The 26,969-nt window shown below is 36.7% G+C and carries 24 protein-coding genes; 13 read left to right on the forward strand and 11 right to left on the reverse strand.

The window, feature by feature from the left end; genetic code table 11:
- Nucleotides 1-98 precede the first annotated feature (98 nt).
- The 3 genes from AC07UV_RS22460 to AC07UV_RS22470 all read right to left on the reverse strand — a co-directional run bounded on the left by AC07UV_RS22460 (nucleotide 99) and on the right by AC07UV_RS22470 (nucleotide 3,194).
- Nucleotides 99-1,643 carry a serine hydrolase gene (locus AC07UV_RS22460; protein WP_495185379.1) on the reverse strand — a complete coding sequence of 515 codons (1,545 nt, stop codon included), beginning with the start codon at nucleotides 1,641-1,643 and terminating at the stop codon, nucleotides 99-101.
- A 166-nt stretch (nucleotides 1,644-1,809) separates the two neighbouring features.
- Nucleotides 1,810-2,334 carry a hypothetical protein gene (locus tag AC07UV_RS22465; protein WP_282254732.1) on the reverse strand — a complete coding sequence of 175 codons (525 nt, stop codon included), beginning with the start codon at nucleotides 2,332-2,334 and terminating at the stop codon, nucleotides 1,810-1,812.
- Between the two features lie 224 nt (nucleotides 2,335-2,558).
- Entirely contained in the window at nucleotides 2,559-3,194 is a 636-nt protein-coding gene (locus AC07UV_RS22470; RefSeq protein ID WP_495185380.1) for a Pr6Pr family membrane protein, read from the reverse strand.
- 369 nt (nucleotides 3,195-3,563) lie between these two features.
- Here AC07UV_RS22470 and AC07UV_RS22475 point away from each other — a divergent pair, with 369 nt between their 5' ends.
- The 3 genes from AC07UV_RS22475 to AC07UV_RS22485 are packed head-to-tail and all read left to right on the forward strand — an operon-like array spanning nucleotide 3,564 to nucleotide 5,046.
- A complete protein-coding gene (locus tag AC07UV_RS22475; protein ID WP_282254733.1) occupies nucleotides 3,564-4,097 on the forward strand; it encodes an RNA polymerase sigma factor in 534 nt (177 codons plus the stop codon).
- Nucleotides 4,078-4,350 carry a hypothetical protein gene (locus AC07UV_RS22480; protein WP_282254734.1) on the forward strand — a complete coding sequence of 91 codons (273 nt, stop codon included), beginning with the start codon at nucleotides 4,078-4,080 and terminating at the stop codon, nucleotides 4,348-4,350. Before AC07UV_RS22475 ends, AC07UV_RS22480 begins: the two co-directional genes overlap by 20 nt.
- A 12-nt stretch (nucleotides 4,351-4,362) precedes the next feature.
- A complete protein-coding gene (locus tag AC07UV_RS22485; protein ID WP_282254735.1) occupies nucleotides 4,363-5,046 on the forward strand; it encodes a ClpP family protease in 684 nt (227 codons plus the stop codon).
- 1,624 nt (nucleotides 5,047-6,670) lie between these two features.
- Here AC07UV_RS22485 and AC07UV_RS22490 read toward each other — a convergent pair.
- Both AC07UV_RS22490 and AC07UV_RS22495 read right to left on the reverse strand, forming a co-directional pair.
- Nucleotides 6,671-7,039: a DUF4240 domain-containing protein gene (locus tag AC07UV_RS22490; RefSeq protein WP_282254736.1), complete on the reverse strand. Its 369-nt coding sequence runs from the start codon at nucleotides 7,037-7,039 to the stop codon at nucleotides 6,671-6,673.
- A gap of 96 nt (nucleotides 7,040-7,135) precedes the next feature.
- Nucleotides 7,136-8,008 carry an AraC family transcriptional regulator gene (locus AC07UV_RS22495; RefSeq protein WP_495185381.1) on the reverse strand — a complete coding sequence of 291 codons (873 nt, stop codon included), beginning with the start codon at nucleotides 8,006-8,008 and terminating at the stop codon, nucleotides 7,136-7,138.
- A 64-nt stretch (nucleotides 8,009-8,072) separates the two neighbouring features.
- Between AC07UV_RS22495 and AC07UV_RS22500 the strand changes: the two genes are divergently transcribed.
- From AC07UV_RS22500 to AC07UV_RS22515, 4 genes are all read left to right on the forward strand, one after another.
- Complete coding sequence (locus AC07UV_RS22500; RefSeq protein WP_495185382.1) at nucleotides 8,073-9,254, forward strand: MFS transporter; 1,182 nt, start codon at nucleotides 8,073-8,075, stop codon at nucleotides 9,252-9,254.
- Between the two features lie 207 nt (nucleotides 9,255-9,461).
- Nucleotides 9,462-10,049 (forward strand): Crp/Fnr family transcriptional regulator, encoded by a 588-nt coding sequence (locus tag AC07UV_RS22505; protein WP_282254739.1) that lies wholly within the window; start codon nucleotides 9,462-9,464, stop codon nucleotides 10,047-10,049.
- Nucleotides 10,050-10,151: 102 nt separating this feature from the next.
- On the forward strand, nucleotides 10,152-10,655 hold the full coding sequence (locus AC07UV_RS22510; protein WP_282254740.1) for a GNAT family N-acetyltransferase: 504 nt from the start codon (nucleotides 10,152-10,154) through the stop codon (nucleotides 10,653-10,655).
- Nucleotides 10,656-11,350: 695 nt separating this feature from the next.
- Nucleotides 11,351-12,277, forward strand: a complete 927-nt coding sequence (locus tag AC07UV_RS22515; RefSeq protein ID WP_495185383.1) for a hypothetical protein — start codon at nucleotides 11,351-11,353, stop codon at nucleotides 12,275-12,277.
- A gap of 174 nt (nucleotides 12,278-12,451) precedes the next feature.
- Here the strand turns inward: AC07UV_RS22515 and AC07UV_RS22520 are convergent, their stop codons facing one another.
- From AC07UV_RS22520 to AC07UV_RS22530, 3 genes are all read right to left on the reverse strand, one after another.
- The gene (locus tag AC07UV_RS22520) at nucleotides 12,452-12,679 is read right to left on the reverse strand and encodes a nucleotidyltransferase domain-containing protein (RefSeq protein WP_282254743.1); all 228 of its coding nucleotides are present in this window, start codon (nucleotides 12,677-12,679) and stop codon (nucleotides 12,452-12,454) included.
- A gap of 141 nt (nucleotides 12,680-12,820) precedes the next feature.
- A complete protein-coding gene (locus AC07UV_RS22525; protein ID WP_335995672.1) occupies nucleotides 12,821-13,033 on the reverse strand; it encodes an alpha/beta hydrolase in 213 nt (70 codons plus the stop codon).
- Nucleotides 13,034-13,164: 131 nt separating this feature from the next.
- On the reverse strand, nucleotides 13,165-14,883 hold the full coding sequence (locus tag AC07UV_RS22530; protein ID WP_282254744.1) for a M14 family metallopeptidase: 1,719 nt from the start codon (nucleotides 14,881-14,883) through the stop codon (nucleotides 13,165-13,167).
- A gap of 378 nt (nucleotides 14,884-15,261) precedes the next feature.
- Here AC07UV_RS22530 and AC07UV_RS22535 point away from each other — a divergent pair, with 378 nt between their 5' ends.
- From AC07UV_RS22535 to AC07UV_RS22555, 5 genes are all read left to right on the forward strand, one after another.
- Nucleotides 15,262-16,224: a hypothetical protein gene (locus AC07UV_RS22535; RefSeq protein WP_495185384.1), complete on the forward strand. Its 963-nt coding sequence runs from the start codon at nucleotides 15,262-15,264 to the stop codon at nucleotides 16,222-16,224.
- Between the two features lie 572 nt (nucleotides 16,225-16,796).
- Nucleotides 16,797-17,009: a hypothetical protein gene (locus tag AC07UV_RS22540; protein WP_282254746.1), complete on the forward strand. Its 213-nt coding sequence runs from the start codon at nucleotides 16,797-16,799 to the stop codon at nucleotides 17,007-17,009.
- A 2-nt stretch (nucleotides 17,010-17,011) separates the two neighbouring features.
- Nucleotides 17,012-17,557, forward strand: a complete 546-nt coding sequence (locus tag AC07UV_RS22545) for a hypothetical protein (protein ID WP_282254747.1) — start codon at nucleotides 17,012-17,014, stop codon at nucleotides 17,555-17,557.
- A 72-nt stretch (nucleotides 17,558-17,629) separates the two neighbouring features.
- Nucleotides 17,630-18,289, forward strand: coding sequence for a FadR/GntR family transcriptional regulator (locus tag AC07UV_RS22550; protein WP_282254748.1), 660 nt, complete (start codon nucleotides 17,630-17,632; stop codon nucleotides 18,287-18,289).
- 89 nt (nucleotides 18,290-18,378) lie between these two features.
- Nucleotides 18,379-19,599, forward strand: coding sequence for an MFS transporter (locus AC07UV_RS22555; RefSeq protein ID WP_282254749.1), 1,221 nt, complete (start codon nucleotides 18,379-18,381; stop codon nucleotides 19,597-19,599).
- 49 nt (nucleotides 19,600-19,648) lie between these two features.
- Here the strand turns inward: AC07UV_RS22555 and AC07UV_RS22560 are convergent, their stop codons facing one another.
- Together AC07UV_RS22560 and AC07UV_RS22565 are read right to left on the reverse strand one after the other, a co-directional pair.
- Nucleotides 19,649-21,526 (reverse strand): RagB/SusD family nutrient uptake outer membrane protein, encoded by a 1,878-nt coding sequence (locus tag AC07UV_RS22560; RefSeq protein ID WP_495185385.1) that lies wholly within the window; start codon nucleotides 21,524-21,526, stop codon nucleotides 19,649-19,651.
- Between the two features lie 120 nt (nucleotides 21,527-21,646).
- Entirely contained in the window at nucleotides 21,647-24,862 is a 3,216-nt protein-coding gene (locus AC07UV_RS22565; protein WP_495185386.1) for a SusC/RagA family TonB-linked outer membrane protein, read from the reverse strand.
- Nucleotides 24,863-25,386: 524 nt separating this feature from the next.
- Between AC07UV_RS22565 and AC07UV_RS22570 the strand changes: the two genes are divergently transcribed.
- Nucleotides 25,387-25,926, forward strand: coding sequence for a GNAT family N-acetyltransferase (locus tag AC07UV_RS22570; protein ID WP_495185387.1), 540 nt, complete (start codon nucleotides 25,387-25,389; stop codon nucleotides 25,924-25,926).
- Between the two features lie 39 nt (nucleotides 25,927-25,965).
- Here AC07UV_RS22570 and AC07UV_RS22575 read toward each other — a convergent pair whose 3' ends face one another.
- On the reverse strand, nucleotides 25,966-26,913 hold the full coding sequence (locus tag AC07UV_RS22575) for a polysaccharide deacetylase family protein (protein WP_495185388.1): 948 nt from the start codon (nucleotides 26,911-26,913) through the stop codon (nucleotides 25,966-25,968).
- Between the last annotated feature and the right edge of the window lie 56 nt (nucleotides 26,914-26,969).

Raw genomic sequence — 26,969 nt, forward strand, 5'->3', positions numbered from 1 at the left:
TTTATATTTGATAGCGTTCATCTATAATTCGCTTTATTATAGACACAATGATTCATGGGTTAATTGATCGTACTTATTAAATTTATTTACATCAACTCTTACTTCATTACGCCAACAGGCGTCGCCTTGCGATCAAACATAACCGGTTTTTCACTACCGTCCAGCAAAATTCCTATACCTTGAATCTGACCAGCCACATCGCTAAAAAAGTTAAATAGAAGATTGCTTGGCTCCGTATCCGCAACCCCATTTTTATCTACCGATCTTGGATCAAAAACATCATAATGCCTATGTTTGAGAATAACGTTTTCATAACCAAGCAGAGTGTATAAGTTATTATCTTTAAGATGTATTTTAATGATTCCATAAGCAGGATTCTCGAAGGAGCCCGTATAATCTTTCAGCTTATGAGAAGGTGTCGTTGATGGGACAGGAATCTTTCCTTCTTCTTTTTTAACTAGACGTGAAGCTTCAATTTCGGCCTTTTTTTCACCATTCCAATCAATTGGTTCTAATTGAAGTAGCCTATCCGCAATAGAATTCCTTACGATAGTGGGAACCTTAGAAACATTTTGATTAGTCAATACCACTATTCCCAGAGAATCAGTTGGAAAAAATGCAACATTTGCAGAGAAACCATTTATATTACCACCGTGTTCTACTTGATAATGCCCTCTGTAGGAACCAATCATCCAGCCTAAACCATAATTGGAGAGGAAAATGTCTTTGTGTTTGTCCGGTAATGCTGCGTCCATAACCATTTGAGAACTTGCAGCCTCACTAATATAATCTACTGGCAGTATAACTTTCCCATTGAAACGACCGCCATTGAGCCAAATCTTTAGCCAGTTGGCCATGTCATTAACACTACTGTTCATACTTCCAGCTGGTCCCATCCCATTAATATTGTAATAATCAATCTGTTTAATCATATTATCTTTAGAGACAGTATAGGGTAACGAAGCGTTACTATCTCTTTGAAATGTCTGGATATCCGTATTGGAACGCATCATCTCTAAAGGGTTGAAAAACCTTTCCTGTATATTTTTCTCCCAAGTTTTACCACTTAATCGTTCAACAATCATTCCTTGTGCCAAATACATAAAGTTATTATAATACCATTTCATCCGTACAGGCGAACTAGGTTTCATATACTTAACACGTGTTATCAGACTATCTTTGTTATCGCTATTAAATAGAAACCAGGATAAATCATACCTTGACAAACCCGTCCTATGCGCCATGAGGTCCCGAAGAATGATCTGATTATCCATCTCATCACTATAGAACTTCAACTTAGGAAGTAGTGTTACAGCCTTATCCTCAAACGTCAGTTTACCATCCTGCCTCAACAAACCTAACAATGAAGCTGTAAAAGCTTTGGAGCTGGAACCTATGGCAAAAAGCGTATTGGGTGTGACAGGTTTCTTATTGACGATATCACGATAGCCAAATCCTTTACTATAAATGACCTTATTCCCTTTCACCACCGCGACTGCAAAACCAGCTACATGATGATCGCTTAAAACCTGGTCTAACACCGAATCAATAGCTGCAAAGTGATCATTTTTATTTTTTTGTACTTGGGCAAATAGCGAAAGAGAAATCAATGAGCAAAAAATACAGGTTAATAGGGCTTTCATATCGAATTGATTTTTATACTAATCTACTCATTCGCCATCACTCACGCAAATATGGCATCTATTCGCAAAACCCAATTATAAATTTATCATCTGATCTACTCTCTTTCACAAATTTCGATGGCATCAATTAATAGTAAATAAGCTTCACCAAAACTAGATTGCCTACCTATTCCTTCACCTTTATGTATTCGTAGTTAGACGTATTATCTGTTCCCGCTAGGAAAACAAATATCCAGCCCCACCTATTCTGCAGCCTATCCACACGCAGCTGACTATTTTGATCCAACCAGAGTTGGAATTGGTTATTCTGGATCATTCCATATATTAGCGGGATAGGTATGATGGTGCGCTTATGCTGAGATACGAAATAATTGCCTTTTAACTTTCCTTTTAGCACAATGCTTTTCTTTTCGAGACCGTTATCCAACCAAGTCGCTTTGATTTGGCTCCTTCCAATTGCCTTGAGTCTTATTTTCGCGTTCTTGAAATCCAACATATCAATCTCATTTTTCAGGATCAGCTGATTCCATAGAGACGAAAATTCGCTCCCCTCATGATCACTTGTTAGATTCTCATAAGTTCCATCGAAAGACTGTAATTCAGAAATTTCATGCATGCTATCTTGTCTCGTCTGCTTCAACGAAGCACATCCACATAGACTTAAAATAATACACAGAAGCACTAATCGCATCCTCACCTTTCTTATGGGCTTTCTTTTTTCGGCTATCACCATTGCACGGTTTATATAACTTAAATATAACCATCTTTAAGCATATATTATATTGCCAGATAGATCTTACAGACTTGACTGGATCTATAGATACTACAGAAAATTTTTATAGGCTAGCTCCTTCTTGATGCAAATAAAAATGTATTCGTAGTATATTTCGATTGGATTTAGTCCGTGTATATTTATTATCTCTTTTTTGCTATTCGTCTATTTATTCGGATTAAGAGTAATCCTATTAGCAGGAAGACCACAGTTATAATCACGCTATTTGTTAATACGCGATTCATGCCCAGTTCAGAAACATTTACAAAAGGATAAGGGTAAAATCCAGAAAGTGCTCCATGCCACAAAGTATAGAGCAAATAGACAAAGGGATACAACAACCAGCTAAATATAGATCTCCAGTGTATAACACGCTGATCAATCATACTCCACCAACAGATCAAAACCAAAATGGGAATAAGTGAGTGGAGCATTTCATCCACAATCCTAGCTATTCCAGCAGGCTGCCACAGGAAACGAAGTATCAGATTATAGATAAGTCCAACTATCAGAATATACAATGTCACTGCTGTGATTGTTGTCGGTTTAGCAAAAAAAAGTCCTACCTTATTCTTTGGAAACAGTACGATACTAGTACAACAAATCGCAACCATGAGATTCGTCAAGATTGTAAAATAACTAAAGAACCTAACGACTAATTCGCTAATCGCAATAGAGGAATTACTGCAGCTAATTAAAAATTGAGCACCAATAGCGGTCCAGCTTAATATTGCGATGAAAGCAGCAAGGCTTCTTTGAGACAAAATTGTGTTCTTCATTTACTACCTAAAAATAGGTAATTTATCAACTAAATTCCAAGGGTCATCATAAGTAAATCCATACCTGCGTCTAACGATTTCCTTCCTTGATGTTAGTTTTATTTCCTATTAATGGATTTATATTCGTGTAAAAATTCGTTAGCTTTATCAACGTACTGCGTCTTCTGAATCAATAGTCAGTCTGCATAGAGATGGGTAATCGTTGTCATAAAAGGTGGGAAATATCAGGAAGATAGCAAAATCTAAAAGATCAAGCTACATGTTGACTATATTGACTATAATAGTCCGAAAAGAAAGATAATTTTTTTTCAAAATAAAAGGTGATACTTTGACCATAATTGGTACATCGTTATAAAAGGTAATTATAATATGCACAGTATTAGTAATTCAAATCGAGTATTGAGGCGGCAGACACTTATAATGGATCTGTATAAAAGTGCATTTCCAGCAGTCGCTAAATATGTCAGTCGTATGGGGGGAAACTTTGATGAAGCCAAGGATGTATTTCAAGACGCCTTGGTGGTATATTATGAAAAGACTACACGGACTCCAACGGTACTGACGAATGATATTGGGTATTTGGTCGGTACAGCCAAAAACCTCTGGCTGAAACGTTATTATCAAACGAGCCTGAACCTACCCTTAGATCATATTGAAATCCCATTAGCGAACGATGAGTTTCCTTCAAGTAAGCGACTGCTTCGCTTCTTGGAAACTGCAGGACGCAAATGTATGGATTTATTAAAAAGCTTTTACTATGACCAGATGTCACTTCAAGAGATCGCAGATGAATTCGGGTATTCAGGAACCCGGAGTGCTACTGTTCAAAAATACAAATGCTTAGAGAAAGTGAGAGAAACTGTTAAAGAAAAATCCTTAGTTTATGACGACTTCATGGAATGAAACCCAACAGATAGAAACTCATCTCCTAGGGACAAATCATCCTAGTGACACATTGCTTTTCGAAGCCCATTTGTTGCTGGACGAGGAATTGGCAGAGAAAGTTATCATGCAACAAAAAGCTTACGAGGCCATACAACGATATGGTCGCAAGCAGTTAAAAAGTGAAATTGAAGCGATACATCAAACACTGTTTACACAACCCAAAAACACACGTTTTAGCCAAAAAGTAATGCGGCTATTTAGAAAACCATAAATCTCCAAAATCATGAATATTGACAAAAATGAGTTCCGCAAATTTGCGGCCGGGCACTGCTATGTCCCAAAAGAAAGGGTAGATAATTACATTGCACATATCGAAAGCTCCAGTATCCCCCATGCAATGACACCTTACATTACCGAAGAACGCGAGTTGCGAGTATCACAGATGGATGTTTTCTCCAGGTTAATGATCGACCGTATTATATTTATGGGAGCTCCTGTCGAATCCAATATTGCAAATATCGTACAAGCCCAACTATTGTTCCTTCAGTCCGTTGACCCCAAAAAGGATATACATATGTATATTAACTCTCCTGGTGGTGAAGTTTATGCGGGACTTGGCATTTACGATACCATGCAATTAATTAGTCCGGATGTTGCCACAATCTGTACCGGCATGGCCCTCTCTTTTGGTGCAATATTACTTTGTGGTGGCGCTAAGGGTAAACGAAGCGCCCTGACGCATGCACGGGTCATGTTGCACCAACCGTTAGGAGGTGTGCAAGGACAGGCATCAGACATTGAGATTACTGCCAATCAAGTTTTAAAAATAAAAAAAGAACTTTGTGATATTATAGCCAAACATAGCGGCCAAAGCTATCAGAAAGTTCACGATATTAGTGACAGAGATCATTGGATGGTAGCAGCTGAAGCAAAAGAATTTGGAATAATAGACGAAGTTTTGACCTAATAAGCTGTAAGTCATTGATAGTATACAATCGCTAATGACAACTTCCTGTCAATAGCGATTATTATTATTTTCAAGCGAAGGTATATAATTAGCTTTTCCACACCTATATTCAAATCAACTATCTATTACTTTTCTAAGTTTCTTTCTGAACACTAGAAATTCAACAACAGTACATAATAAATAGATTATTGAAAAGTATAACAGCATTTTTAATGGAATCAGCGTTACACTATATTGGTAAATATCAACCAAAATAGCGACAGCTAGAAAAACAACACACAAGAACGGAATTCCGGAAAATGTCAATAAGGACAAAAAATAACTGTTCCTAATTTTTTCAATTTGATTTAGAAAAAACAACAAGGTACTAATACAAATAGCAACAACATATAGCATTGAAAACCCAAGACTTAGAAACAAATCCATAATACTAAGAAAACTATCAAAAAGAGTTGTACCGGTAGGCTCTAATCCACTAATAACAATTCTATAAAGGATAAATAATATAACACATAGTAGAAGATTAAACAGCGAAAACCTAAATATAATTTTTTTCATATATTTCCAAGTATACATTCAAAATATAAACCCCCGTTAAGTAGTTTCAATTATTTCTAAGACTTTTTTCAAAGTATTGATCACAGTGATTAACGCTAAATTCAATTTAAAACTACGTTATTTTTCACTATAACGAACCACAATCTTATATTCGATGTACATCGTTTAAGATTCGTTTGTATGATATGACTATCGTTATATGTAAATGCACTAAAAGATAATCTGCTTGCGATAAACCCATCGGTTTGTTGCTCTGTTCGCTCTTATTTACTAACTTCAGCAACAATATAGAAAAGTATAAGGAAAATCTCAACGGCATTCACAAACGTGGATTAAGAACAGAGATAATTTAGCGACTTAATTCAACGATACATGAATAAAAATGAGATAACATTATCTATCTTCAATAGTAAATATACCTTTTGGGCATCACTAATCACCATATTTATTTTATTCCCTTTTTCGATAGTATTCATTAAAGCAATTGGTGTTAAATATACTGTAAATCTAACCCAGCTAATCATTGCAGTCTTGAGTGTAGTTTTTGGGCTTCTAATTATTGTTATGAAAAGTACCATGCAGATAATTTCTTTTATGAAATCTGGAGACAAATTTTACATGAAAGATAGTAGTGGGAATGAAATTGATCTACCGACTAATACAACCTATAATATCTACAACTATAATTCGAAAAAGGCTTTTATGCTAAGAATTACAACCCAAACCGGTACACACTATTGTTTATCTCCGGATATAAATATGAAATCAAGTATAGCGGATTTTTTTGCAAAGTTTCAAAAAAAAACGAACCGAAAGGATACTTATGTTAGGGCATACCCTTACGTAATCTGTTTCGCTTATGTTATTATAAGTATCGTTTTTGGGTTGTTTATTTAATAATTGAATATTAATAAACTCTCCCAACCCCCTTTTAGAATATATGTAACTACATCCAAGTAAAGTTGGTCCATAAATTCATTGTTACAACGCTAACCTATCATTATGCTTCACTATAAGATATTTCATAAGCTATTTCTTTGTCATTAAGACTCATCAAAAACAGTATTTAATAAATACCTGTTGACTCCCCATATTTTTCTAAACAAACTGCATCCGCTATCCCATAAAGTATCTGTTCCGTAAAATCACTAACATTATGGGGTATTTTCTCTGGCTTATCTAAAATTTCAAAATAGAAATTTTCACCATTACTCACCACCCAGTTTGCAATATCTTCCCTCCCGTCTTCTGACTCTTCCATATAATCAGTGAATGGTTCACACTGTAATTCAATAGAAGCGTCCACAAATTCTTCCTGAAACCTAATTATTTCCTCTTTAGAAAAAGAAATAAGAATCTCTTTCAACTTTTCCCTACTAAGTGCTGCCTTTTCTACAATAGCCCAAAACCATTTGGATGTTTCAATATTTTCCATTTATATATTTTGTGAGTCAATTTTAATCATTTTTTCAAGCTTTCTATCATTCGTTTGCTACTGAATTTCTTGGTACAGATAGTTCCGATGTCTTATTTAAGCTTCCAACTCTGTTTGTCCTTTTGTCTTTCTGAATTCAGTCAAGCTCATTATATGCCGCTTTTTAAAGAATTTATTGAGATGGCTTTCGTCGGAAAAGCCAAATTCGGAAACAATTTCGTTAACCCGCATATCGCTGAAAAGAAGTCTATGCTCAATCAATCTCATTTTATAATTCAATATATAATGCTGTATAGTTTCACCACATTGCTTTTTAAAGTAGCTACCGAGATAGCTTTCAGAGAAACCAAATTTTTGTGCTATCGAAGAAACCTTTAACAGGGCTGGATCATGGATGTTTCCTTGGATATAATTAATGATATCCAAGGCCCTCTTGTCTGTATTAGAGGCTACATGCTCTACTCTCATCTTTGAAATATTGCGTGCAGCAATTACAATAATAGCATTCACATAGTGTAGTGTCAGCTCTTCATGGAAGAGGTCTGGATGATTGATATTGTGAAGAAGCGACGATACAATCGAATCAACCAAAATAACATCAGGTTTATTCTGTAAGATGCACCCCGACAAATAGGAAGCACCGTATAATAGGCACTCCATAGAATTAATACTGTTCCATTTGTAATCCTTAACATAACGTTCGCTAAACTTGATAAGCAAAAGTTCCGTTTTCTCGACAATTTCCAAATAGTGCTGATCATTTGGTGTAAGGAGGATCAGGCTGCCTTCGCTGTATGAGGCTGTATTGTTATTTATCTTAAGGAATCCTTTTCCACAAATCACATATATGATTTGAAAAAAAGAGAACTGATTGTCTTTTAGTGGACAGTTTACCTCCTTATGATGCTCTACTTTGACCAATTGGTCGATATTCTCGCGTTTCATCATGTAAAAATACCTATTTATCATTAAAATATACTGATTTTTTAGAATTTTTCTGTTCAAATTTGCTATATATAAATTTTAGACATCAATGAAAAATTCGATCTACGTCCTGGCTCTGGGCGCTTTTGGCATAATCACCACTGAATTTGGGATAGTTGGCATCCTTCCAACGATTAGTCGGCAATTCCAGGTATCAATAGATACTGCGGGGTGGTTGCTTAGTGCTTTTGCCATAACTGTCGCAGTCTCCTCTCCTTTTATCACTTCATTCACGACCAAAATAAATCGAAAACTCCTTTTGTGTTTGGTCATGAGCATATTCGTTTTCTCAAACTTAATCTCAGCATTTTCTTCAAATTTCTCGATACTCATGGTCGCCCGTATACTACCAGCCATTTTACATCCCCTATTCTGGAATATCTCTATTGCAATAGCCTTTAAAAACAGTGGCGCAAAAGGCGTTTCTACAGTGATGTTAGGGCTAAGCTTAGCTACAGTATTAGGTATTCCATTAACGACATATGCTGTAGATCTCTTCCACAATTGGCAGGCTTCGTTCTTCCTCAGTAGCGCAATCAGTTTGATTGCCTTTATCGGTCTATTACTCTTCATACCTTCTATCCCAGCAGATAACTCGAAGTCTACACAGAATCAGATATCCGTTCTAAAAAGTCCACAATTGTGGCTCAATCTGATTTCTACCATTTGTACATTAGCAGCAATGTTCTCAAGTTATACTTATCTTACTGCCTATCTTGAGCAAATTACAAAAATGGATGGGGCTCAGATCAGTATCATGTTGCTTCTTTTTGGTGGCATGGGAACTTTAGGAAACTGGCTTATGGGGTTAGCCCTGAATAGAAATGTGTTATTGACTGCAAGACTTTTTTTGGCTTCTTTAATTACAGTACAGGTTTTAGCTTACTACCTTGGTGGAATCTTTACGCCAATGGTCGTTATCGTTTCCCTTTGGGGAATGATTCATACGGGGGGCTTTTTAGTTTCAAATATCAGAACAACACAGTCTGTTCCTCATCATGCCTTAGAATTTGTGAATAGCTTACTTACTTCATCATTCAATATCGGCATATCCTTAGGTGCATTTCTCGGTGGTGTAATAAGCGCGTATTACGGAGTTCATTATGTTTTATGGGTAAGTATTCTGTTACTCGCTGTAACATTCGCTATGAGTTTTGTCAGTTTTCCAAAAGAAAATACAAAAAGTGAAGGAACAATGCACACAAAACTTGCTCCATCGGTCTGTGAATAAACGCTGAAACCATATCAACTGCTTTGTGGTGCAACTTAAGCAACCTCCGGCAACGGAAAGGTTGCTTTTGTGTATTCTAACATAGAATAATTAAAGAATTGCTATAGAAATAAACGACAATAGAAAGCACAATCGATACTTTATAAAACAAATACAAAATTTACCCGAAGCAATTACTACTGTCTTAAATTTGCTATTTTTATCCCTATGGAAGAATCTTTGAAACAACTCTTTAAGGAAAAAATATACTCATATCATAAAATTTCACAAGTTTCATTTGAGAATCTTTTAAAAATAGCAACAGTTGTGAACCTCGAAAGAAATCAAGTACTTGTGCAACAGGGTTCCATTGGACGTGAGTTTTGCTTTTTGCACACAGGTTATTTAAGAGCATATATAAGTGATGAAAAGGGACAAATTTATAACAAGAATATTGCTGTTGGGGGTGACTTTGTCGCATCGACAGTTTCCTGCATTCTAAATCGTCCCTCAAAATTTACCCTTCAAGCCATAACCCACTGTTCATTATTGAGTCTTTCCTATAAAAAGTTCAGAGAACTGCTTTTCCAAACAGATGACCTAAAATCCTTTTATATTAATTATCTTGAAAAGAATTGGGTCATCGATAAAGAAGAACGAGAAGTATCCATCGTCATGGAGGAAGCTCAAATTAGATATGAGAAATTTTTAAAATGTCATTCTATTATAGAGAACTACGTACCCTTACGGGATATCGCTTCCCATCTCGGTATTACCCCCACTCAGCTTAGCAGAATTCGTAAGCAGTTAAAATAATATTTTTATCAACATATGTAAAGCACTATGCGATCTCAGTCTTATAACTTTGATTTATAAAATAACAAAAGAAAATATTTCATGAATTATATGTTAAGGGATATGATACGAAAGAGTCTAAATTCAGAATTCGATACGATCTACGAGATTATTAACGATGCATCTACAGCTTACAAGGGTAAGATACCTGAAGACCGGTGGAAAGAGCCTTATATGGATGAACACGAGTTGCGGGAACAAATTGCTGATGGGGTTGAATTTTGGTGCTATCACCAAGATAACACTATACTTGGTGTAATGGGGATTCAACACAAATCAGATGTGACCCTAATCCGCCATGCATATGTGAGGACGACAGCCAGAAACAATGGAATTGGTGGCAAATTGTTAAAACACCTTTCAGCACTTACCAATAAACCAATCCTAATTGGCACTTGGGCTAATGCCAATTGGGCAATTAATTTCTATGTAAAAAACGGCTTTCGTCAAGTTAGCCATATAGAAAAAGAAGAATTACTGCGGGAATATTGGAATATCCCCTTGCGACAAATGGAGACATCAGTCGTGCTCGTCAGTTCAGATTTTGTTAGTAAGTTAGCGTTCTGAGGCATCTATCTTAAAAGGATCCTGGCGTAAAGTCATTCTACGGTATGCGTCCATCTCACATCATCAAATTTGCCAGTTTCAGCGTAAGATGAAACTGGCTCCGTCGCTCAATGCTAATTCTTAACTGGGTACCTAGAGGCTACTCCTATTGATCCTTGATAACAGGTGCTACTATCATATTTTACCATAAATACGAATCCAGGCTTATCAATTTCCCCTTATCTATTTAAAATACGTTGTAATTTTGCTGTCACTATTGAATCTTGCGTTGCTGGGGTATGGCGATCTCCCAACTCCGATCTGTTACTGTAAACACTAAAAATGGATTTACCCATAAAGAATAAACCTATTAACGGAACAAGAAAATATCTTTTTGGCATAATAATGTATTTTATCTGTTCAAATCTTAAACGAGCATGTGCTTATCTCAAATTGTTTAGTCAAACTTAAAGTATACGAGTTTCTTGTTGAAAAAATAGTGACTAGTTTCGACGATTTGATGACGAAATAAGTTTATCAAAAAATGCAAGAGATCCTTCGATTATGTTGTAACGAGCTAACCTCCAAGACGGTAAATGGGTAGAAAGGCCTTCCAATATTTATCTGTTATCATTCAATAAAATTTATTGTTACTTATCGTATTTTTGATTAAATTAATGTTATATTTATGTTAACTCCCAAAACAACAATAAATTATGGCAAAATCTGCAAACATTCAATCTCCTAAAAAAGAATTAAAAAATCAAGTAATTACTCATCTACACAGTGCGATCGAGTATTTGCGTGTTCATTTGAGCGAAAAAGAGTTTCGTAACCGGATAGAAAAAACCGCCAAATTATTGACAGAAGGTATTAAAAATAAGGATTTAAAGAAAAAAAGTGTTAAATCAGCAAAAGAAAAACTTGTAAAAAAAGAACTTCTTGTTGATGAGAGTAAGTCTACTCCTATAAAAGAAAATACTTTTAAAGCATCAGCTAAAAAAACACTAATTAAAGATGCTCAACCAGTTACTAAAACGAACAGCGTAGATAATCAACAGCCTAAAGTCGCTCAAGCAACAGTTACAAATACACTTAGTTCTACCAAACAACTGTCTAAGGTCACGCCTACAAAGGCAACATCACCGGCTCCTAAAACAACTGCAGTTAAATCGTCGGCCACAAGTAGGTTCACCAAAGTTGTGCAAACAGCAGCCAAAAATACATTTAGTTCGGCCGAACAACAACCGAAGGTCACGCCTACAAAGGCAACATCACCGGCTCCTAAAACAACTGCAGTTAAATCGTCGGCCACAAGCAGGTTCACCAAAGTTGTGCAAACAGCAGCCAAAAATACCCCTAGTTCAACCAAACAACAGCCTAAGGTCACGCCTACAAAAGCAACATCACCGGCTCCTAAAACAACTGCAGTTAAATCACCAGCCAAAAGCAGGGCCACCAAAGTTGTGCAAATAGCTGCCAAAAATACCCCTAGTTCAACCAAACAACAGCCTAAGCCCGCACCAACAAAAACAATATCATCGGCTCCTAAAACAACTGCAGTTAAATCGTCGGCCAAAAGCGGGATCACCAAAGTTGTGCAAACAGCAGCCAAAAATACCGAAGATACTAAAGCAACATAATTAACCTCTTATTTCCAGTGATATTCAAATAGGTCCGATCTGTATTACTTCTTAAAATCAAATTTTGGGTGATATAAACCCTTGGTGAAAAGGACTACTTCATTAAATAGATTTTTCAATTCGGCTGTATTTTTTTCCAACGATTTTATATCCAAAGTCAAAATAACATTCACTTTATTTTTTTACAAATTCTCTGATGTATTGGATTGAAAAGGGCTGCTTTTCGTTATAATAAATGGCTATATCAATATCGGAGTTTTCATTTGCTCTTCCTGTCGCATGTGATCCCCCCAATGCAATCGCCTCAATGTGTTCTATCGTGCGTAGATCTGCAACAAGACGTTCAATAAAATGTCTCTTCCTATCTGTTAAACTTATGATATCTTTTACTATGTACTTCATCTAATTCATTATTTTTTTAATCTCTCAAATGTGAATGTAAACAGTACGCTACCAGACAATAAAGGTATATACTTTATTCTAATATAACTTTTACGCCATCACTGAATAAAATATATACCTTAATCTAAAATTCACTTGCTGCTATTTTCTAAATAGCGCCTTTTTGAGCGCTAGCGCGCCCTGTTCTGTTGAAAGCTTCACTGCTTCGATATGATCCAAGGGATTCAATAATCCATAGTCATGAATAAACCCATTATAAGTTTGAATAGTGGTTGTGACACCTGCTTCATCTAATTTTCTAGCATAGGCTAATCCCTCGTCAAACAGGATATCATTTTCCGCTAGCTGCACCAATGCCGACGGAACCTAATATTGTTTGCATATTATTTTGTTTTACCTATAGACACAAAGTTCTGAAGAACTGTAATAATCAGTGTAACTCAATTAGGGAAATTTGTAACAGAATCTCTGCTATTTATAAGTACCTAAGGCATAATCCTAAAAATAGGATAAAGAAGGTGTGACTTTTCATAGTAGTTCGAATGTCTGTATACCCAATCTATCTGGGCTTTTCCGTCAGCAGCAAATTTTGAATTGCTTGCTTTCTCTTTATCAAATGCAGATTTTAGATCTTTATCTTCTTTTAAAAGTTTCGCAGCAGTATCTTCAAAAACATAGGCCGAATAGTATTCTTTTTGGCCCAGAATAGCATCAAAGAAATTCCAGTTGAAATAGGAATCAATCGCTTCTGGTTCGAGTGTTTCCAAGAGAAACTTTACTCCTTCTTGATTTAGCGGGACCAAGAAGTCCCCAGCTCTGAACTTAATTTTCTTCAATTCTTTGAATACATGAGTATCATAATGGAGATAATGCCCCTCATAGGGGCTTGAAGTTGTCTTAAAATCTTTGATCTTATATTGTTCTACAGTAATAATAGAATCCTTTTGTATTGGATTCAATTTGATCTGATTGAGTTTCAGTAAATCAATAATTTTCCATTCGGATTGTGGAATTACATAATACATTGGTATAGTAATCTCTTTGGTTGGGATATAGGTGTTATACAATTTAACTTGTTTTGAAAATTTGGCATTTCGGTCATACCATAATCTACTTTCTGAGGAAACTTCACTCGGCTTATATTTAGCCTCAAAACCTTTAAAATCGATGTTTTCATATTTTGTAGAATCGAGTTTCCACATAATGGGATACCTATTCCCTATACGATACTGTTTGAGATTTTCTATTCTTTTTTGTCGGATAACTTTGTGGTTCTCATCAATAAATTTGAGGTTATATAGCATATAATCATATGTTGCCTTTACCCGTTCTTTATAAGGCTTCAACATATGTGTTTCCACGACGGTACCAATTACATTGAATAGACTTGTATAGCCTGTTGCATATCGCGGCGAATCCATAAAAACTGGAAAACCACCATCAGGAACATCATTATGAATATTGACATAAGGGACGGAAATAAAACCGTCATTTTCCAGATCCATAAGTAGTTTTCGTTGCATATGACCATTAAAATAGTCACCTAACTCCTTTCCTAAACGCTCCTTATTGGTGGAAATATAGGTGAACGTATATTGATAATCTGCTCCATTACTGACATGATTGTCAATAAACACATCCGGTTTTATCCATTGAAAAATCTGCTGAAAACTCCTCGAATTTCTGGTATCTGTTTTTATAAAATCCCTATTTAAATCGTAATTTCTCGCGTTCCCACGAAACCCATACTCCTCTGGTCCGTTTTGATTCGCTCTAGAAAAACCATTTCGGTTTAGCATACCACTTACATTATAGCTAGCTATGGCAGCAATAATTACATTTTTAGGCGCTTTTATTCTTCCTGTCGCCAAATCTCGCATGAGTATCATGGTTGCGTCAATTCCATCTGGCTCACCTGGATGAATCCCATTATTGATAAACAAAACTGACTTGTCTTTTCTCGATCCTTCCAAAGTTTGTTCTGAGGGGTTGAAAATCACTACATCAATCGGAGCCTTATTATCGTCCTCTCCTCTTGTTTCATAACTGATCGCTGGAAATTGCCTTGACAATCCCCGATAGAATTCACGCATTTCTTCAAAAGTCGTGGATTGATTGCCATTACCTCTTTCGTACGGCGTAAGATTTTGAGAATAGAGAGTATTAGAAATTAGTAGAAGGAATAAAATTGGAAGTTTTTTCATGAGATCAATTTATAAGATCTAATTTAAAAAAAACTTATTGAAATCTATGTCCTATGACAATTCAGCTCGCAAATTGACGAGTAACGACATATTATAAAGTATTTTCATAGAAGGCCACAAAGGGTAGTATACTATCTTAATCAATTCCTTCTAAATTGGTTTCCATTTACCTTTTTTAAAAAACACATTATTAAATTTAGCTGACTCAAACACCAATTCTCGTATTTGCAATAGTGACCTCTATTTTACTATAAAACAAATAATTGTATTGACGAAAAGCCAGTAAAATACAGCACAATGTTTTATTATTGTAGTCTTTCTATGAATACCTTATCTTTATTATGGAAAATGACACAATACAATCATATTACATAATAGATGAGAAATATTTTTTTGTTCACGTTATTATTACTTATTCAATCCGTTTTGGGCCAAAGTATGATGGCTCCTAATCCATTATCTCCTAATGAAAAACTTTCCTCAGACGCCTACATCGTATTAAAAACCAATAAATTTCTAGATTTCAAAGGCAGAGATTTCATGGAAGAAATCATCGACGGGCAGATGTACAAAAAGACTGATCTAAACAATTTTTTTTCCTATAGAAAAGACTGGAATACGATAGAAAATGAGACATTCTACAACTATAAACAGAACAATCCGAAGTACAGTTATACCTATACCGACAACACAATGACGGAATCCTATACGCTATACGGTAGCTATGATGTTCAGCGCGACATAAAAATCAAATATAATGCAAAAGGCTTTGTATTAAGTCGTGAAGAAAAAATAACAATTAATAATATTTTTAAAGAAAGACGCCTTACGATCAACGAATTTGACTCAAAGAATAGAGTAATAAAAATTATCCATACGAGCGAATACCTAAAAAAGGAAGAGGATAAAAAAGCAGTTATCGCTATCACATATGAAGTCGATCTTATAAAAGTAACGAGTGATAATGGCACTATAATCTGTAAATTTATAACTGGAGCAAATCCAGAAGGTTTTATATCCAGGCTAAGTCCGAGAGAAACAATATCTCAATTTATGCACGCGTTAACAGGAGAAAACCCTAAAAAAGCAAAAGATCATCTATCAGATCAAATGCGGGAAAATAATCAATCACTTCCAAAATGGGTGTCAGCGCAGTCCATGGGAGGAACAGACACTTATTCTTCAGACAAAGTAATTGCTGAGGAGAGTTGGTTAATAGAATTCTCAGTAGGAAAAAAGGAACGGCGAAACGTTCAGTTGACCTTGATAAAGCAAATAAATGGATGGAAAATAGACCGGTTTGTAATAGATCAATCCATAGAATCTGCAAGACCGCTATAAGATAAGCTAGTATCATTCAACGAAATAAAAAAAGAACAGTAATCTAAAAATACTAGTTATGATTTTTATTGTTTTTTTTGTTAATATCAACATTGGAAAGGATGGGCCTTTGTTCGAGCCCAAATTTTACGCATATTTCAGTTATCTTTCACAGCTACGTACTTCAAAAAGAAGCCAATAAAAGAAAAGTAAATGTGGCGTAGAATGGCAAGTTTATTGTACCTTGATAGTTGCCGACAACCTTAAGCCAAGAACACAACAACAGTTTGCAAAAATACTCCAATGAGGAGAATCATGCTAGTAGTACCACCTGGAAGCTTTGAAATAAAATTCCATGAAACATATCCACATATTTTGGGAGAACAGTTTCCATCTGGAAAAGCTTCTCATCTCCCGATATTCCCACCGTATTAAGACCCTATTTAGTTTTCTCAATTTAACGACCTTATCTAATAGCTGTTAGAAGTGCTCAGATCGGCTTTTAAACTCTTTTATGTTAATATAATTTTAGTATTTAACAATATCTGTTTATATTTAACACACAGACCTGACAACAATCAATTATATACTAAATGAAAAAAATAATTCCAGACGAAGAGCTGATCACAATCGGAAGGATGCGAAAAGATCCTTTTATAATGGCAATCGAAGAAAAAATAGCTTGGAAAAAAGACCTAGGACAAAATATCCGCCGTCATCTGTTCTCACAGCAATTACCTTTGATCTATCATAAGAACGGACAAATGATTGCTGAGTATCAGGATGGAACAATTCGATTTATCTGAATATGGCAACAATCTACGTAATTGCTGGGCCACCAAACATTGGAAAAAGCACTTGTGGTCCATATTTTATACCCGAAGGTGTTAAAATACTTGATGCTGATCTCACTGTACAGCGTTATCGCGAGCTCGGAATAATGAATGGATACAAACGGTTCGAAAAAATGTTGCAGGATAAGCTTCTAGCTAATCAGGATTTTGCGATAGAAATCAATTTAGGATTGAAAAGACATTTCGACCTGTTGAGACAAATAAAAGCTTTCCACCCTGATAATAGAATCGAAATATTATTTTTCTATACAGACAATCTCGACATTTGTCTGGCTCGGGCACAAAATCGGAAGAGTAGCCAAATACCTCGCAGTTTAGAAAATATTGAGGATTTATACATTCGGGCACTCCCACTCCTGAAACGCAATTTGGATATTTTCGATACATTAAAAGGAGTAGATGTGCGGGAAAACCACATAGAGCCCGAAATTATTTTTCAATATCAATATGCTTCAGCAGATATTGAAGTATCCGAAAAACTCCCACAATGGGCCCGATAATAAAATTGAAAATTTATTTGTGTTGTAGCTGAATTTTATTTTACCTTTGCAATCATCAGATGATATGACTATATGAAAAATGAACACATCGTACGAAGATCCTTGGCTGAAGAAGTCGCTGCCGCAATTGAAGAAAAAATCAAATTGGGTAATTTTCCGGTGGATTCAAAACTCCCTACTGAACCCGAGTTGATGAAACAATTTGCTGTTGGAAGATCTACAATTCGGGAAGCAATAAAGTATTTAAGTCAATCTGGTTATCTAAATGTACAACAAGGTTTGGGAACATTTATCAAAAGTGTGACCGGACACCATGCACTTGATGCAAAAATTGAAAAAGGTAATTTTAACGATATTTTCGAGGTTAGACACGTTCTAGAATTGAAAATCATTGAAAAAGCCGCAATAAATCGTAGCGCAAAAGGATTGAAAGATATGGCTCTTGCGCTTAAAAATAGAGCAAAATATGCCATTAGCGGAGATCTTATCGCTTGTGTAGAAGCAGATATCGCTTTTCATAGCGCAATCGCCGAATCTTGTGGAAATAATATTCTAACAGCGTTATACAATACCTTATCGGTTCACGTGAATAAATTTTTTATGGAAATCTATAAGGATACAACACCCTTCATCGCCTCACAAAAGCAACATGAGGACCTGATGGAAGCCATTAAAGATAAAAACATTCAGCAAGCTGTTGCCGTCGCAAATCAAATTATCCAACATAAATAATTTTTAAAAGCTTTTGTAGTTAAAAATCACGAAAACCAAACAATAATAAATAACGTCACAAAACATCAGATGACCTGATGTATTCATTTATGAAAACAGAATCTTTAAAAGCAGATGGTTCTTGGAATAGTTCCCAGACGGTCTACCCTATTTTATTTGCAATTAGTATTTCTCATCTATTGAATGATCTTATTCAATCAGTTATTCCAGCTGTTTATCCGCTGTTAAAATCTAATTATGCTCTTAGCTTTACGCAAATTGGCATTATCACCCTAGTATTTCAACTGACAGCTTCCATTCTGCAACCTTTTGTTGGACTTTACACAGATAAGAATCCCACGCCAAGATCCTTGGCTATCGGAATGTTGTTTTCCCTCGCCGGTTTGCTTTGTATTGCCTTTGCTTCCAGTTTTATCTATATCTTGCTTTCAGTGAGCCTCATTGGCATGGGATCTTCTATTTTTCACCCTGAGGCCTCCCGTGTTGCGCACTTAGCTTCTGGTGGCAAAAAAGGATTGGCGCAATCAATTTTTCAGGTTGGCGGAAATGCTGGTGGTGCAATAGGTCCTCTCCTAGCGGCACTGATTGTTATCCCATTTGGCCAACAATACATCGGCGTTTTTGGTGTATTGGCAATTCTAGCCATTTTAATTCTTACCTATGTCGGAAATTGGTACCAATTGCATCTTAAACCAAAAGCTACCGTCAGCACACCTAGTGCGACACAGGTAAAATCGAGTTTTTCCAGATCCAAAATCATCTTTGCTCTAGTTATCCTGTTGATTCTTATATTTTCAAAGTATTTCTATATGGCATCTATGACCAGCTATTTTACATTTTATCTTATCGATAAGTTTGGCATTACTGTACAAGAATCACAAATTTATCTTTTTGTTTTTCTTGCATCCGTAGCGGTTGGAACAATACTCGGTGGCCCATTAGGCGATCGCTACGGCCGTAAACTCATTATTTGGGTTTCAATACTTGGTGCGGCGCCCTTTACATTACTTTTGCCACATGTGGGGCTGACATTAACGATGATACTGTCTATTCTGATCGGACTGATTATATCTTCTGCTTTCTCTGCCATATTGGTTTACGCTACAGAATTGATTCCGGGAAAAGTGGGCATGATCGCTGGACTCTTCTTTGGACTTGCCTTTGGTATGGGTGGAATTGGTTCTGCCATTTTGGGATGGCTCGCGGATAAAACTTCCATTGAACACGTCTTTAACATCTGTGCCTATCTTCCATTGATCGGTATTGCGACGGGCTTATTACCCAATATTGAACGTCAGAAAAAGGCCTGATAAAAAAACATCTCTCCGATAATTACCGGAGAGATGTTTCTAAAGATATCTAATATCCCGGATTCTGAATAAGCTGGGTATTTCTATTTATTTCATCGCGATGTAAAGAAGTAAAATACATCTTATCATCCCAGTTTCTATTTTCGATTCCAGGATCAATATTACTTACAAAATATTTGTAATTATAATTGCTCGGATCATATTTATACAATGTCACTGTCTTATTGTCTTTTAGCGTTCCTGTGATATTGATGACGTTGGCTTTACGTCCTATCGTTTCTGCAGCGATCATCCAGCGTCTTGCATCAAAAAAGCGATGCTCTTCATAAGCCAATTCTATTCGGCGCTCATTCCGGTAGCGGTTTTTGAGTGCTGCTCCTGTCTCTTCAACTCCAACTGCAGGCATTCCTGCTCTGAATCGAATTCTATTTAGCCAAGTTCTTGCTTCCGCCTCTTCGCCTAATTCGATACAGGCCTCCACATAGTTTAATACAGCTTCGGTATAACGCAACATCGGCCAAGGAATACGTTGTCTTGTATTTTGATCTTCCTGAGCAGGATCAGGATCAACAAACTTCCGCATATAATAACCCGTTCTTGAGCCATTCCAGTCTTCAACAGGACTTTTTCTAGTGTCTAAACCAAAATGCGTGACTTTACTACCTTGCGCATTAACAATTTCATATTGACCAGTTTGGATCTGATTGCTGGGATCCCTTTTTGTCACATCGGCCGTCCTTGGTTTCCAGTCGGAACCATCGTATAGAATTGTTGCCTTCAATCTCGGATCACGGTTTTGATAGGGAGCCGCAGCCATGGCAGCATTTGACCAATCAAATTTTTGCCCCTTATCCGTCTCATAATCATCAACAAGCAATTGTATAGGTGTATTTCCCGCCCAGTTGTGATAACCATTTGGTCCATTATCACGTCCAACCCATCCACCGCGTTCGTCTTTTTCATTAATGAAAAAACGGCCTAAAATGATGTCTTTGGCTCCTGCAGCATCTGCCATTTTACTTCCACCCCCTAGCGACAAGGCCATATAGTTTGCAGCTCCCTCTGTTGCCGATACGGGCTTGGTCATATCCAGTTTATAGGCAAAGCTGGCCCGATCCAAGACAGCTTTTGCCGCTTCCTTGGCTTTTGTCCAACGCTCAGTCTGGCTACCGCTGGTATACATCAAATATTCCGGTTTTGTATAAGCTTTCAAGAGGGCGGATTTAGCACCGGCTTTATTAGCATCATGAAGATCACTCGCAGCATATAACAACACACGGGATTTTAGCGCCAAAGCCGCTGTTTCACTTGCCCTCCCTTTGGCTGGCGTTATATCCTTTAAAAGTAGCGCTGCACTATCTAGATCTTTGACGATCGCGTCGACACATTCAGCATAGCTATTTCTGGGCTTCATAAAATCCTTATCATTTAAGGTATAGATCTTATTATCTACGGGTACACCGCCATAGAAACGTAAGAGTTGCTGATAATAATATCCACGCAAGAAATACGCTTCTCCTAATATTTTATTTGCTTTTACTTGATCAAATTTTGCCTGTCTCAAATTTGAAATAGCAATATTGCTTGCCCGAATACGTACATACATACGTCCATATTCATAGGTATCCATGATATAACCTTGATCAGCTGGATTGGACCGTGATTCAGTTACTGTATTAATCCCACGATTTGGGTGAGTGAATAGTGCTTCATCTGTCATAGAAGCCATCTCCTGTTCGTAGAAACCACCTACACCAAAACCATTATATATTTCAACCACAAAAGCATCTGACAGCCCTGGGTCAGACCACACCAGTTCGTTAGGAACTTCACTAAGTGGCTTTGTATTCACGAAATCGTCGTTACAGGACTGAAGTCCAGACGATAATACAAGTATAGATAGTGATATATTTACTATTTTTTTCATTTTCTTATCTGATTTATTTTTCTGAGAATAAACTTCCAAAGGCTATTCATTATACCCAAAACCTATTGGTCCGTAGGTACGGACAGTAAGCCTTTCTTTATTTTCATAATTTTATAATACTTAAAACGATAACAACACCCCTGCATTGAGTAATCTCGCCTGTGGATAATATTGTCCCAGCGCGTTTACAGCCTCTGGATCGTACATCTTTAGCTTACTCCACGTGACTAAATTCATACCATTCGCATACACACGCAATGAACCAATACCAATTTTATCGCAGATTGTTGATGGAAGGTTGTAACCCAATTCTACATTTTTTAGACGTAGGTAATCGGTGCTCCGCATCCAATATGTATTATTGTACGAGTAATATTGGTTACTCCGATCCGTTAGTCGAGGGTATTCACTGCTCGGATTAGTTATGCTCCACCGTTTATCGTAGAATTCTTCCAGAAAATTACCAATAGAACCCGATTCATCTGTACCAACACGAATTTCTCCGCCTGTTGCTCCTTGGAACAAAACAGACAAATCAAAATCCTTATAGCTCAAACTGAAATTAAATCCTCCCTGAAATGTTGGGTCACTATTTTTATCTCTTCTGACTTTATCATCCGGTGTGATTTTCCCATCGCCATTATGGTCTTTGTATTTCATATCACCTGGACGTAAAGTTTTGGTAATGGCACTATAATCAAGTTTATTGGCAGCGATATCATCCATATCTCGAAATACTCCGTCATATACATAATAGATATCTGTTTTGATAGGCTTGCCTGTACTTTGCTGCCAAGCAGGAGCACCTGGAGCCTCATCCCAGAAAATAATTTTATTCTTCGCATAGCCCCCATTGACTCCGACTGTATATCCAAGTTCACCGACTTTACCCTTATAACCGAGATTAAATTCCCAGCCTTTATTATCCACCTTACCAATATTTTCAGCTGGTAGAGTCATACCGGTACTTTGCGGAACAGAAGCATTTTTTCGCCATAGAATGGAATTCCGCCGATTTTTGAAGATATCAAATTCAAAATTTAACTTACCCTGTAAAAATTGGAAATCAAAGCCCAAATTATAATTATTGGCAACCTCCCAGGTAACCATTTCATTTGGTACACGGCTCTCAAACAATGTTTTGGCTAGCTTGTCATCCACAACATAGGTTCCAAATGAATAGGTAGAAAAGTATTGATATTCTTGCAGTTTATCTTCCCAATAAATATTGTCATTCCCCATTTGCCCATAAGAGGCACGAATTTTAAAATAGTTGATGACTGGGATATTTTCCTTCCAGAAATTCTCTTCCGATACTACCCAACCAGCCATTGCACCAGGGAAAAATCCAAAACGTTCACTTTCAGGGAACATATAGGAACCATCATAGCGCCAGAGAAACTCCGCAATATATTTACTTTTATAGTTGTAACCAAAACGGCCAAAATAATTTAACCGCGCTCTTTTCCAAGCTGTTCCGTCGTTATTTTTCTCTTGTTCTCCACCTGCAAATAGGTAATCTATACTATTTGAGAGGAAGTAACGCCTATAGGCACTAAACTTGTCGTTATCCGTCGTCTCTCTGTTCACCCCAGCAATAGCGTTTACTTGATGGTCTCCAAATTTTCGGTCAAAACTTAAAATCCCCCCTAATAGAATATTGAGCTGATCTTCATTACTTTGATTTAGGTTTGGATCCGCTGGGCCACGTCGGCCAGCTTGCAATAGAGGCGTCTTACCATCCGCTTCGTAAGCACCCGGCCAGGAATACAATGTCCAAGGAGTACCCCAGGTCTTCTGGTTTTTTACGTACTTATCAACAGAAGCATTTAATGTTAGTTTAAGCCCTTCTACCCATGGATTTGTGATATCCACTTGTCCATTTGTTTGGAAGTAATATCGCTTATCCCGATCATATCCGGTGGCATTCGTTGTAATAACGACAGGATTTTCGCCATTCTCAATATCAGGACCCGGTTTTCCATTTGGCCATATCGCTGGTTGCGTAGGGTTTCCGCGCATCAACATGCGAAAAATGGTTCCTGCACTTTTTGTCGGAAAGTTACGGTTTTCCTGCCTCCCCAATACACCAAACTGCGTTTTGATGTATTGACTTATGTTTGCGTCAAGGTTAATACGTAAATCATACTGTTTGTAACCGGTTGCAGAATTTTTGTAATAAGCATCTTGATTTTGGTAACCCAATGACAATAGATATTTAACATCTTCTGTTCCTCCATTAATCTGGAGATTATGACGTTGTTGAGGAGACCAATCTTTCAATGTAGATTTATACCAGTCTGTATTCGGGTGGCCCCAAGGATCTGAACCATCTTTAAATTTTTGAATATCGTCAGGTTTAAAAGGTGCCCCCAACACTGTTCCATCCTTTTTGGTATAAGATCCTGTGCCATTTATAGCGGTTAATGCTGCTGACCATTCATCCACAGGTAGGTTATAGATTTCAAGCTCATTACGAATTTCCGCAAATTGTGTAGCGTCTGTCAATTTGGGAATTACCGTTGGTTGAGAATATCCTTGATTGAAGGTATAAGAAAACTGTGGCTTACCGGTTTTTCCCCGACGTGTTGTCACGAGGATAACGCCATTCGCTGCCCTTGCACCATAAATTGCTGCTGAAGCATCTTTTAGAACAGAAATGTTTTCAATATCGCGGGGATTAAGTCGCTCGATTCCCCCTTCACGGGCCGGCACACCGTCAATAACCACTAATGGGCTACTATTCCCTAGGGTATTTGTACCACGGATCTTGATCGTAGATCCATCATTTCCAGGTTCCGCACTACCATTTGTAGCAATAACCCCAGGAATTCTTCCCGTCATTGCATTGGAAATGTTCAATGCCGGTGATTGCGCAAGATCACTCCCCTTAACTGTAGCAACGGCACCGGTTACGGTTTCCTTCCGCTGTTTACCGTAACCAACCACAATGACTTCATCCAAGCTGGATTGAGAATTTAGCAGTGTTACATCTATGGCACGTCGTCCATTGATCACTTCATCTATAGTCTGTTTACCAACCATGCGAAAATTGACCGTACTATTGGGCGGAATTTTGTCCAATTTGTAGCGACCCTCATTGTCCGTTTTTGTCACCAAATTAGTTCCATTAACCGAAACGGTTACTCCAGAAATTGGCATTCCTGATTCATCTCGCACGATACCAGTGACACTTAATTCTTGTTGAAAGAGATTTCCGTAAGACGCTAGGCTTACAGCATCTACAGTTTGGGGGCTCAGTGCGACGATTGAACACAGTGATCCAGTCCAAAACGCTCTCTTCCATTGATTTGAGAAATAATGGCAATTAATCATAAAAACTGTTTAATGGTTTAAATTGTATGTTTATTAGTTATTTATTTGCTTCCACAAGATACTCGGTTTAGGATCTTATCAAAGCCGGTTTATAATTGAATTTTGAATAGATGAAAATACAAAAATAAATAAACAATGCAAGTGTTATTTTAACACTATTTAAAAATACACAAACAAACAACTCATTTACAAGTCATTAAAAGAAAATATGTAGATCGCTACAGCTTGATAATACCGGGTAAAATCGATCTGGTTGAAGCTGTACAATAACCAATTTATAGTTATATATCCCCCTAATTGGTAGTTTAAAAAAAATATCGTCCAAATACATAGACGCTCGATCTTTTACTTAAAAATAGAACAGTTATATTTTGAAAAAATCACATGACAAGTTTTAATTATAATCGCTATAGAATTATATGGAAATACGTATTTTTACAAGAAACATTGTTATTGGTTAATTGCGGATAGCAATAGAAATAATAATGTAGAAATATATCTTTCGAAAAAAATCTACCTTAATCATGAAGATACACATTAGACAGGAAATCCCAAGTGATTATCAAGCCGTTTTTGAACTCGTTCAGAAAGCATTTGAGCAGGAAGAATATAGTGATCATCAGGAACAGTTTCTGGTTGAAAAACTCCGTCAATCGACTGGATTCATACCCAAACTTGCACTAGTTGCAGAGATCGATGGTAAACCAGTTGGCTATATTTTAGTGACAAGGATTAAAATTGTTAATGAAGAAAATCAAGAGAGCTATCCTTCCCTTGCTTTAGCCCCAATTGCAGTATTACCTGAATTTCAGGGAAAAGGCATCGGAGGTAAACTAATTGTAGAAGTCCATCAAATCGCAAAGCAACTTGATTTCGGATCTATTATCCTACTAGGGCATGCAGATTATTACCCAAGATTTGGCTATGAACAAACGGTCAAATATGGTATTAAAATGCCATTTGAGGTTCCAGATGAAAATTGCATGATTATCGAACTCCACCAGGGTGCATTAGTTGGAGTTAAAGGAATGGTTGTCTATCCAAAAGAGTTTGGAATAACATAAAAAGGATTGGCTGTAGATGACAGCCAATCCTTTTTTTATTTAATATTTAATGGGGTAATCTTGCATAAGCTCGAATTGGTATCCATCGCTTTTAAGTGCATCGATTAACGAAGATAATTGTTGTTGCCCTTTTTTAGTCTGAAACATGTCATCATGCATTAAAAAAACCACATTATTCGGGACCATCGAACTTTTATTGTTCATAAAGTTGCGTATATGGGATAATGTCGCTTCTTGGCTCACTATCGCATTACCTGTAATACTATTCAAACGCCATTCCACATCCCAACCAAAAATACGATAACCATTTTTATGAAGCATATCAGCTGTTGTAGAGCCATTTTTTAAATCTATCTTGCGGATATCATCATACATCCAGATATTTCTACCCGGAAGTCTAACAATTTTATGCTGAAGATTAAGATCCTTTTCATTCTTTTCAAAATCTGCAAAAGCTTTTTCCGGATTATTATAGAATCGTGAATATTGGTTATTTGCATGCGTGTAGCTATGATTATAGCAAGCAATTAAAGGATTACTTTCATATTTCTGAAGATCCCGCTTTCTCCCCTTGCTCATGTTGGCATGCTTACCGATTAAGAACACACTTACCTTTATATTTTTCTCTCTTGCCAAAGAATCTATCGCCGCACTCCCGATCAAAGGTCCATCATCAAATGTCAAATAAATATGCTTTGGATGTGCATCAAAAGCTCTTCGCAACGAATCTTTCAGGTTACGTTTTTGTTGCTTTACAGGGATAGGATGCAAGCTATCAACTGTAAAATGGAGCTGATTTTTTTGAAGAGAATCCCATTTATTCAAAAGAACAGGTACTTTTTCCTTTTGGGTTAACTTTTCGTTTAAAGTATCCCTACTGCCCTCTTTGCCACTACCCAATACCTTGTTGGAGAAATCTTTGCACGACACATTACCTAAGATCACACCACATGTGAACAATGCAACCAATAACCTTCTACACTTCATATCTATCCTAATAACTTAAGTGATTTTTTTTACATTTCAAAAATACTACAAAAACC

Source organism: Sphingobacterium sp. GW821-FHT03E03 (assembly GCF_059420745.1).

What these genes read in the sequence shown, in the direction of transcription:
- AC07UV_RS22575 (WP_495185388.1), bottom strand. Translation starts at nt 26,913, where the DNA reads ATGAAGTGTAGAAGGTTATTGGTTGCATTGTTCACATGTGGTGTGATC.
- AC07UV_RS22530 (WP_282254744.1), bottom strand. Translation starts at nt 14,883, where the DNA reads ATGAAAAAACTTCCAATTTTATTCCTTCTACTAATTTCTAATACTCTC.
- AC07UV_RS22490 (WP_282254736.1), bottom strand. Translation starts at nt 7,039, where the DNA reads ATGGAAAATATTGAAACATCCAAATGGTTTTGGGCTATTGTAGAAAAG.
- AC07UV_RS22515 (WP_495185383.1), top strand. Translation starts at nt 11,351, where the DNA reads ATGGCAAAATCTGCAAACATTCAATCTCCTAAAAAAGAATTAAAAAAT.
- AC07UV_RS22500 (WP_495185382.1), top strand. Translation starts at nt 8,073, where the DNA reads ATGAAAAATTCGATCTACGTCCTGGCTCTGGGCGCTTTTGGCATAATC.
- AC07UV_RS22565 (WP_495185386.1), bottom strand. Translation starts at nt 24,862, where the DNA reads ATGATTAATTGCCATTATTTCTCAAATCAATGGAAGAGAGCGTTTTGG.
- AC07UV_RS22505 (WP_282254739.1), top strand. Translation starts at nt 9,462, where the DNA reads ATGGAAGAATCTTTGAAACAACTCTTTAAGGAAAAAATATACTCATAT.
- AC07UV_RS22560 (WP_495185385.1), bottom strand. Translation starts at nt 21,526, where the DNA reads ATGAAAAAAATAGTAAATATATCACTATCTATACTTGTATTATCGTCT.
- AC07UV_RS22480 (WP_282254734.1), top strand. Translation starts at nt 4,078, where the DNA reads ATGACGACTTCATGGAATGAAACCCAACAGATAGAAACTCATCTCCTA.
- AC07UV_RS22555 (WP_282254749.1), top strand. Translation starts at nt 18,379, where the DNA reads ATGAAAACAGAATCTTTAAAAGCAGATGGTTCTTGGAATAGTTCCCAG.
- AC07UV_RS22550 (WP_282254748.1), top strand. Translation starts at nt 17,630, where the DNA reads ATGAAAAATGAACACATCGTACGAAGATCCTTGGCTGAAGAAGTCGCT.
- AC07UV_RS22570 (WP_495185387.1), top strand. Translation starts at nt 25,387, where the DNA reads ATGAAGATACACATTAGACAGGAAATCCCAAGTGATTATCAAGCCGTT.
- AC07UV_RS22485 (WP_282254735.1), top strand. Translation starts at nt 4,363, where the DNA reads ATGAATATTGACAAAAATGAGTTCCGCAAATTTGCGGCCGGGCACTGC.
- AC07UV_RS22510 (WP_282254740.1), top strand. Translation starts at nt 10,152, where the DNA reads ATGATACGAAAGAGTCTAAATTCAGAATTCGATACGATCTACGAGATT.
- AC07UV_RS22540 (WP_282254746.1), top strand. Translation starts at nt 16,797, where the DNA reads ATGAAAAAAATAATTCCAGACGAAGAGCTGATCACAATCGGAAGGATG.
- AC07UV_RS22470 (WP_495185380.1), bottom strand. Translation starts at nt 3,194, where the DNA reads ATGAAGAACACAATTTTGTCTCAAAGAAGCCTTGCTGCTTTCATCGCA.
- AC07UV_RS22460 (WP_495185379.1), bottom strand. Translation starts at nt 1,643, where the DNA reads ATGAAAGCCCTATTAACCTGTATTTTTTGCTCATTGATTTCTCTTTCG.
- AC07UV_RS22545 (WP_282254747.1), top strand. Translation starts at nt 17,012, where the DNA reads ATGGCAACAATCTACGTAATTGCTGGGCCACCAAACATTGGAAAAAGC.
- AC07UV_RS22495 (WP_495185381.1), bottom strand. Translation starts at nt 8,008, where the DNA reads ATGATAAATAGGTATTTTTACATGATGAAACGCGAGAATATCGACCAA.
- AC07UV_RS22475 (WP_282254733.1), top strand. Translation starts at nt 3,564, where the DNA reads ATGCACAGTATTAGTAATTCAAATCGAGTATTGAGGCGGCAGACACTT.
- AC07UV_RS22535 (WP_495185384.1), top strand. Translation starts at nt 15,262, where the DNA reads ATGAGAAATATTTTTTTGTTCACGTTATTATTACTTATTCAATCCGTT.
- AC07UV_RS22520 (WP_282254743.1), bottom strand. Translation starts at nt 12,679, where the DNA reads ATGAAGTACATAGTAAAAGATATCATAAGTTTAACAGATAGGAAGAGA.
- AC07UV_RS22465 (WP_282254732.1), bottom strand. Translation starts at nt 2,334, where the DNA reads ATGCGATTAGTGCTTCTGTGTATTATTTTAAGTCTATGTGGATGTGCT.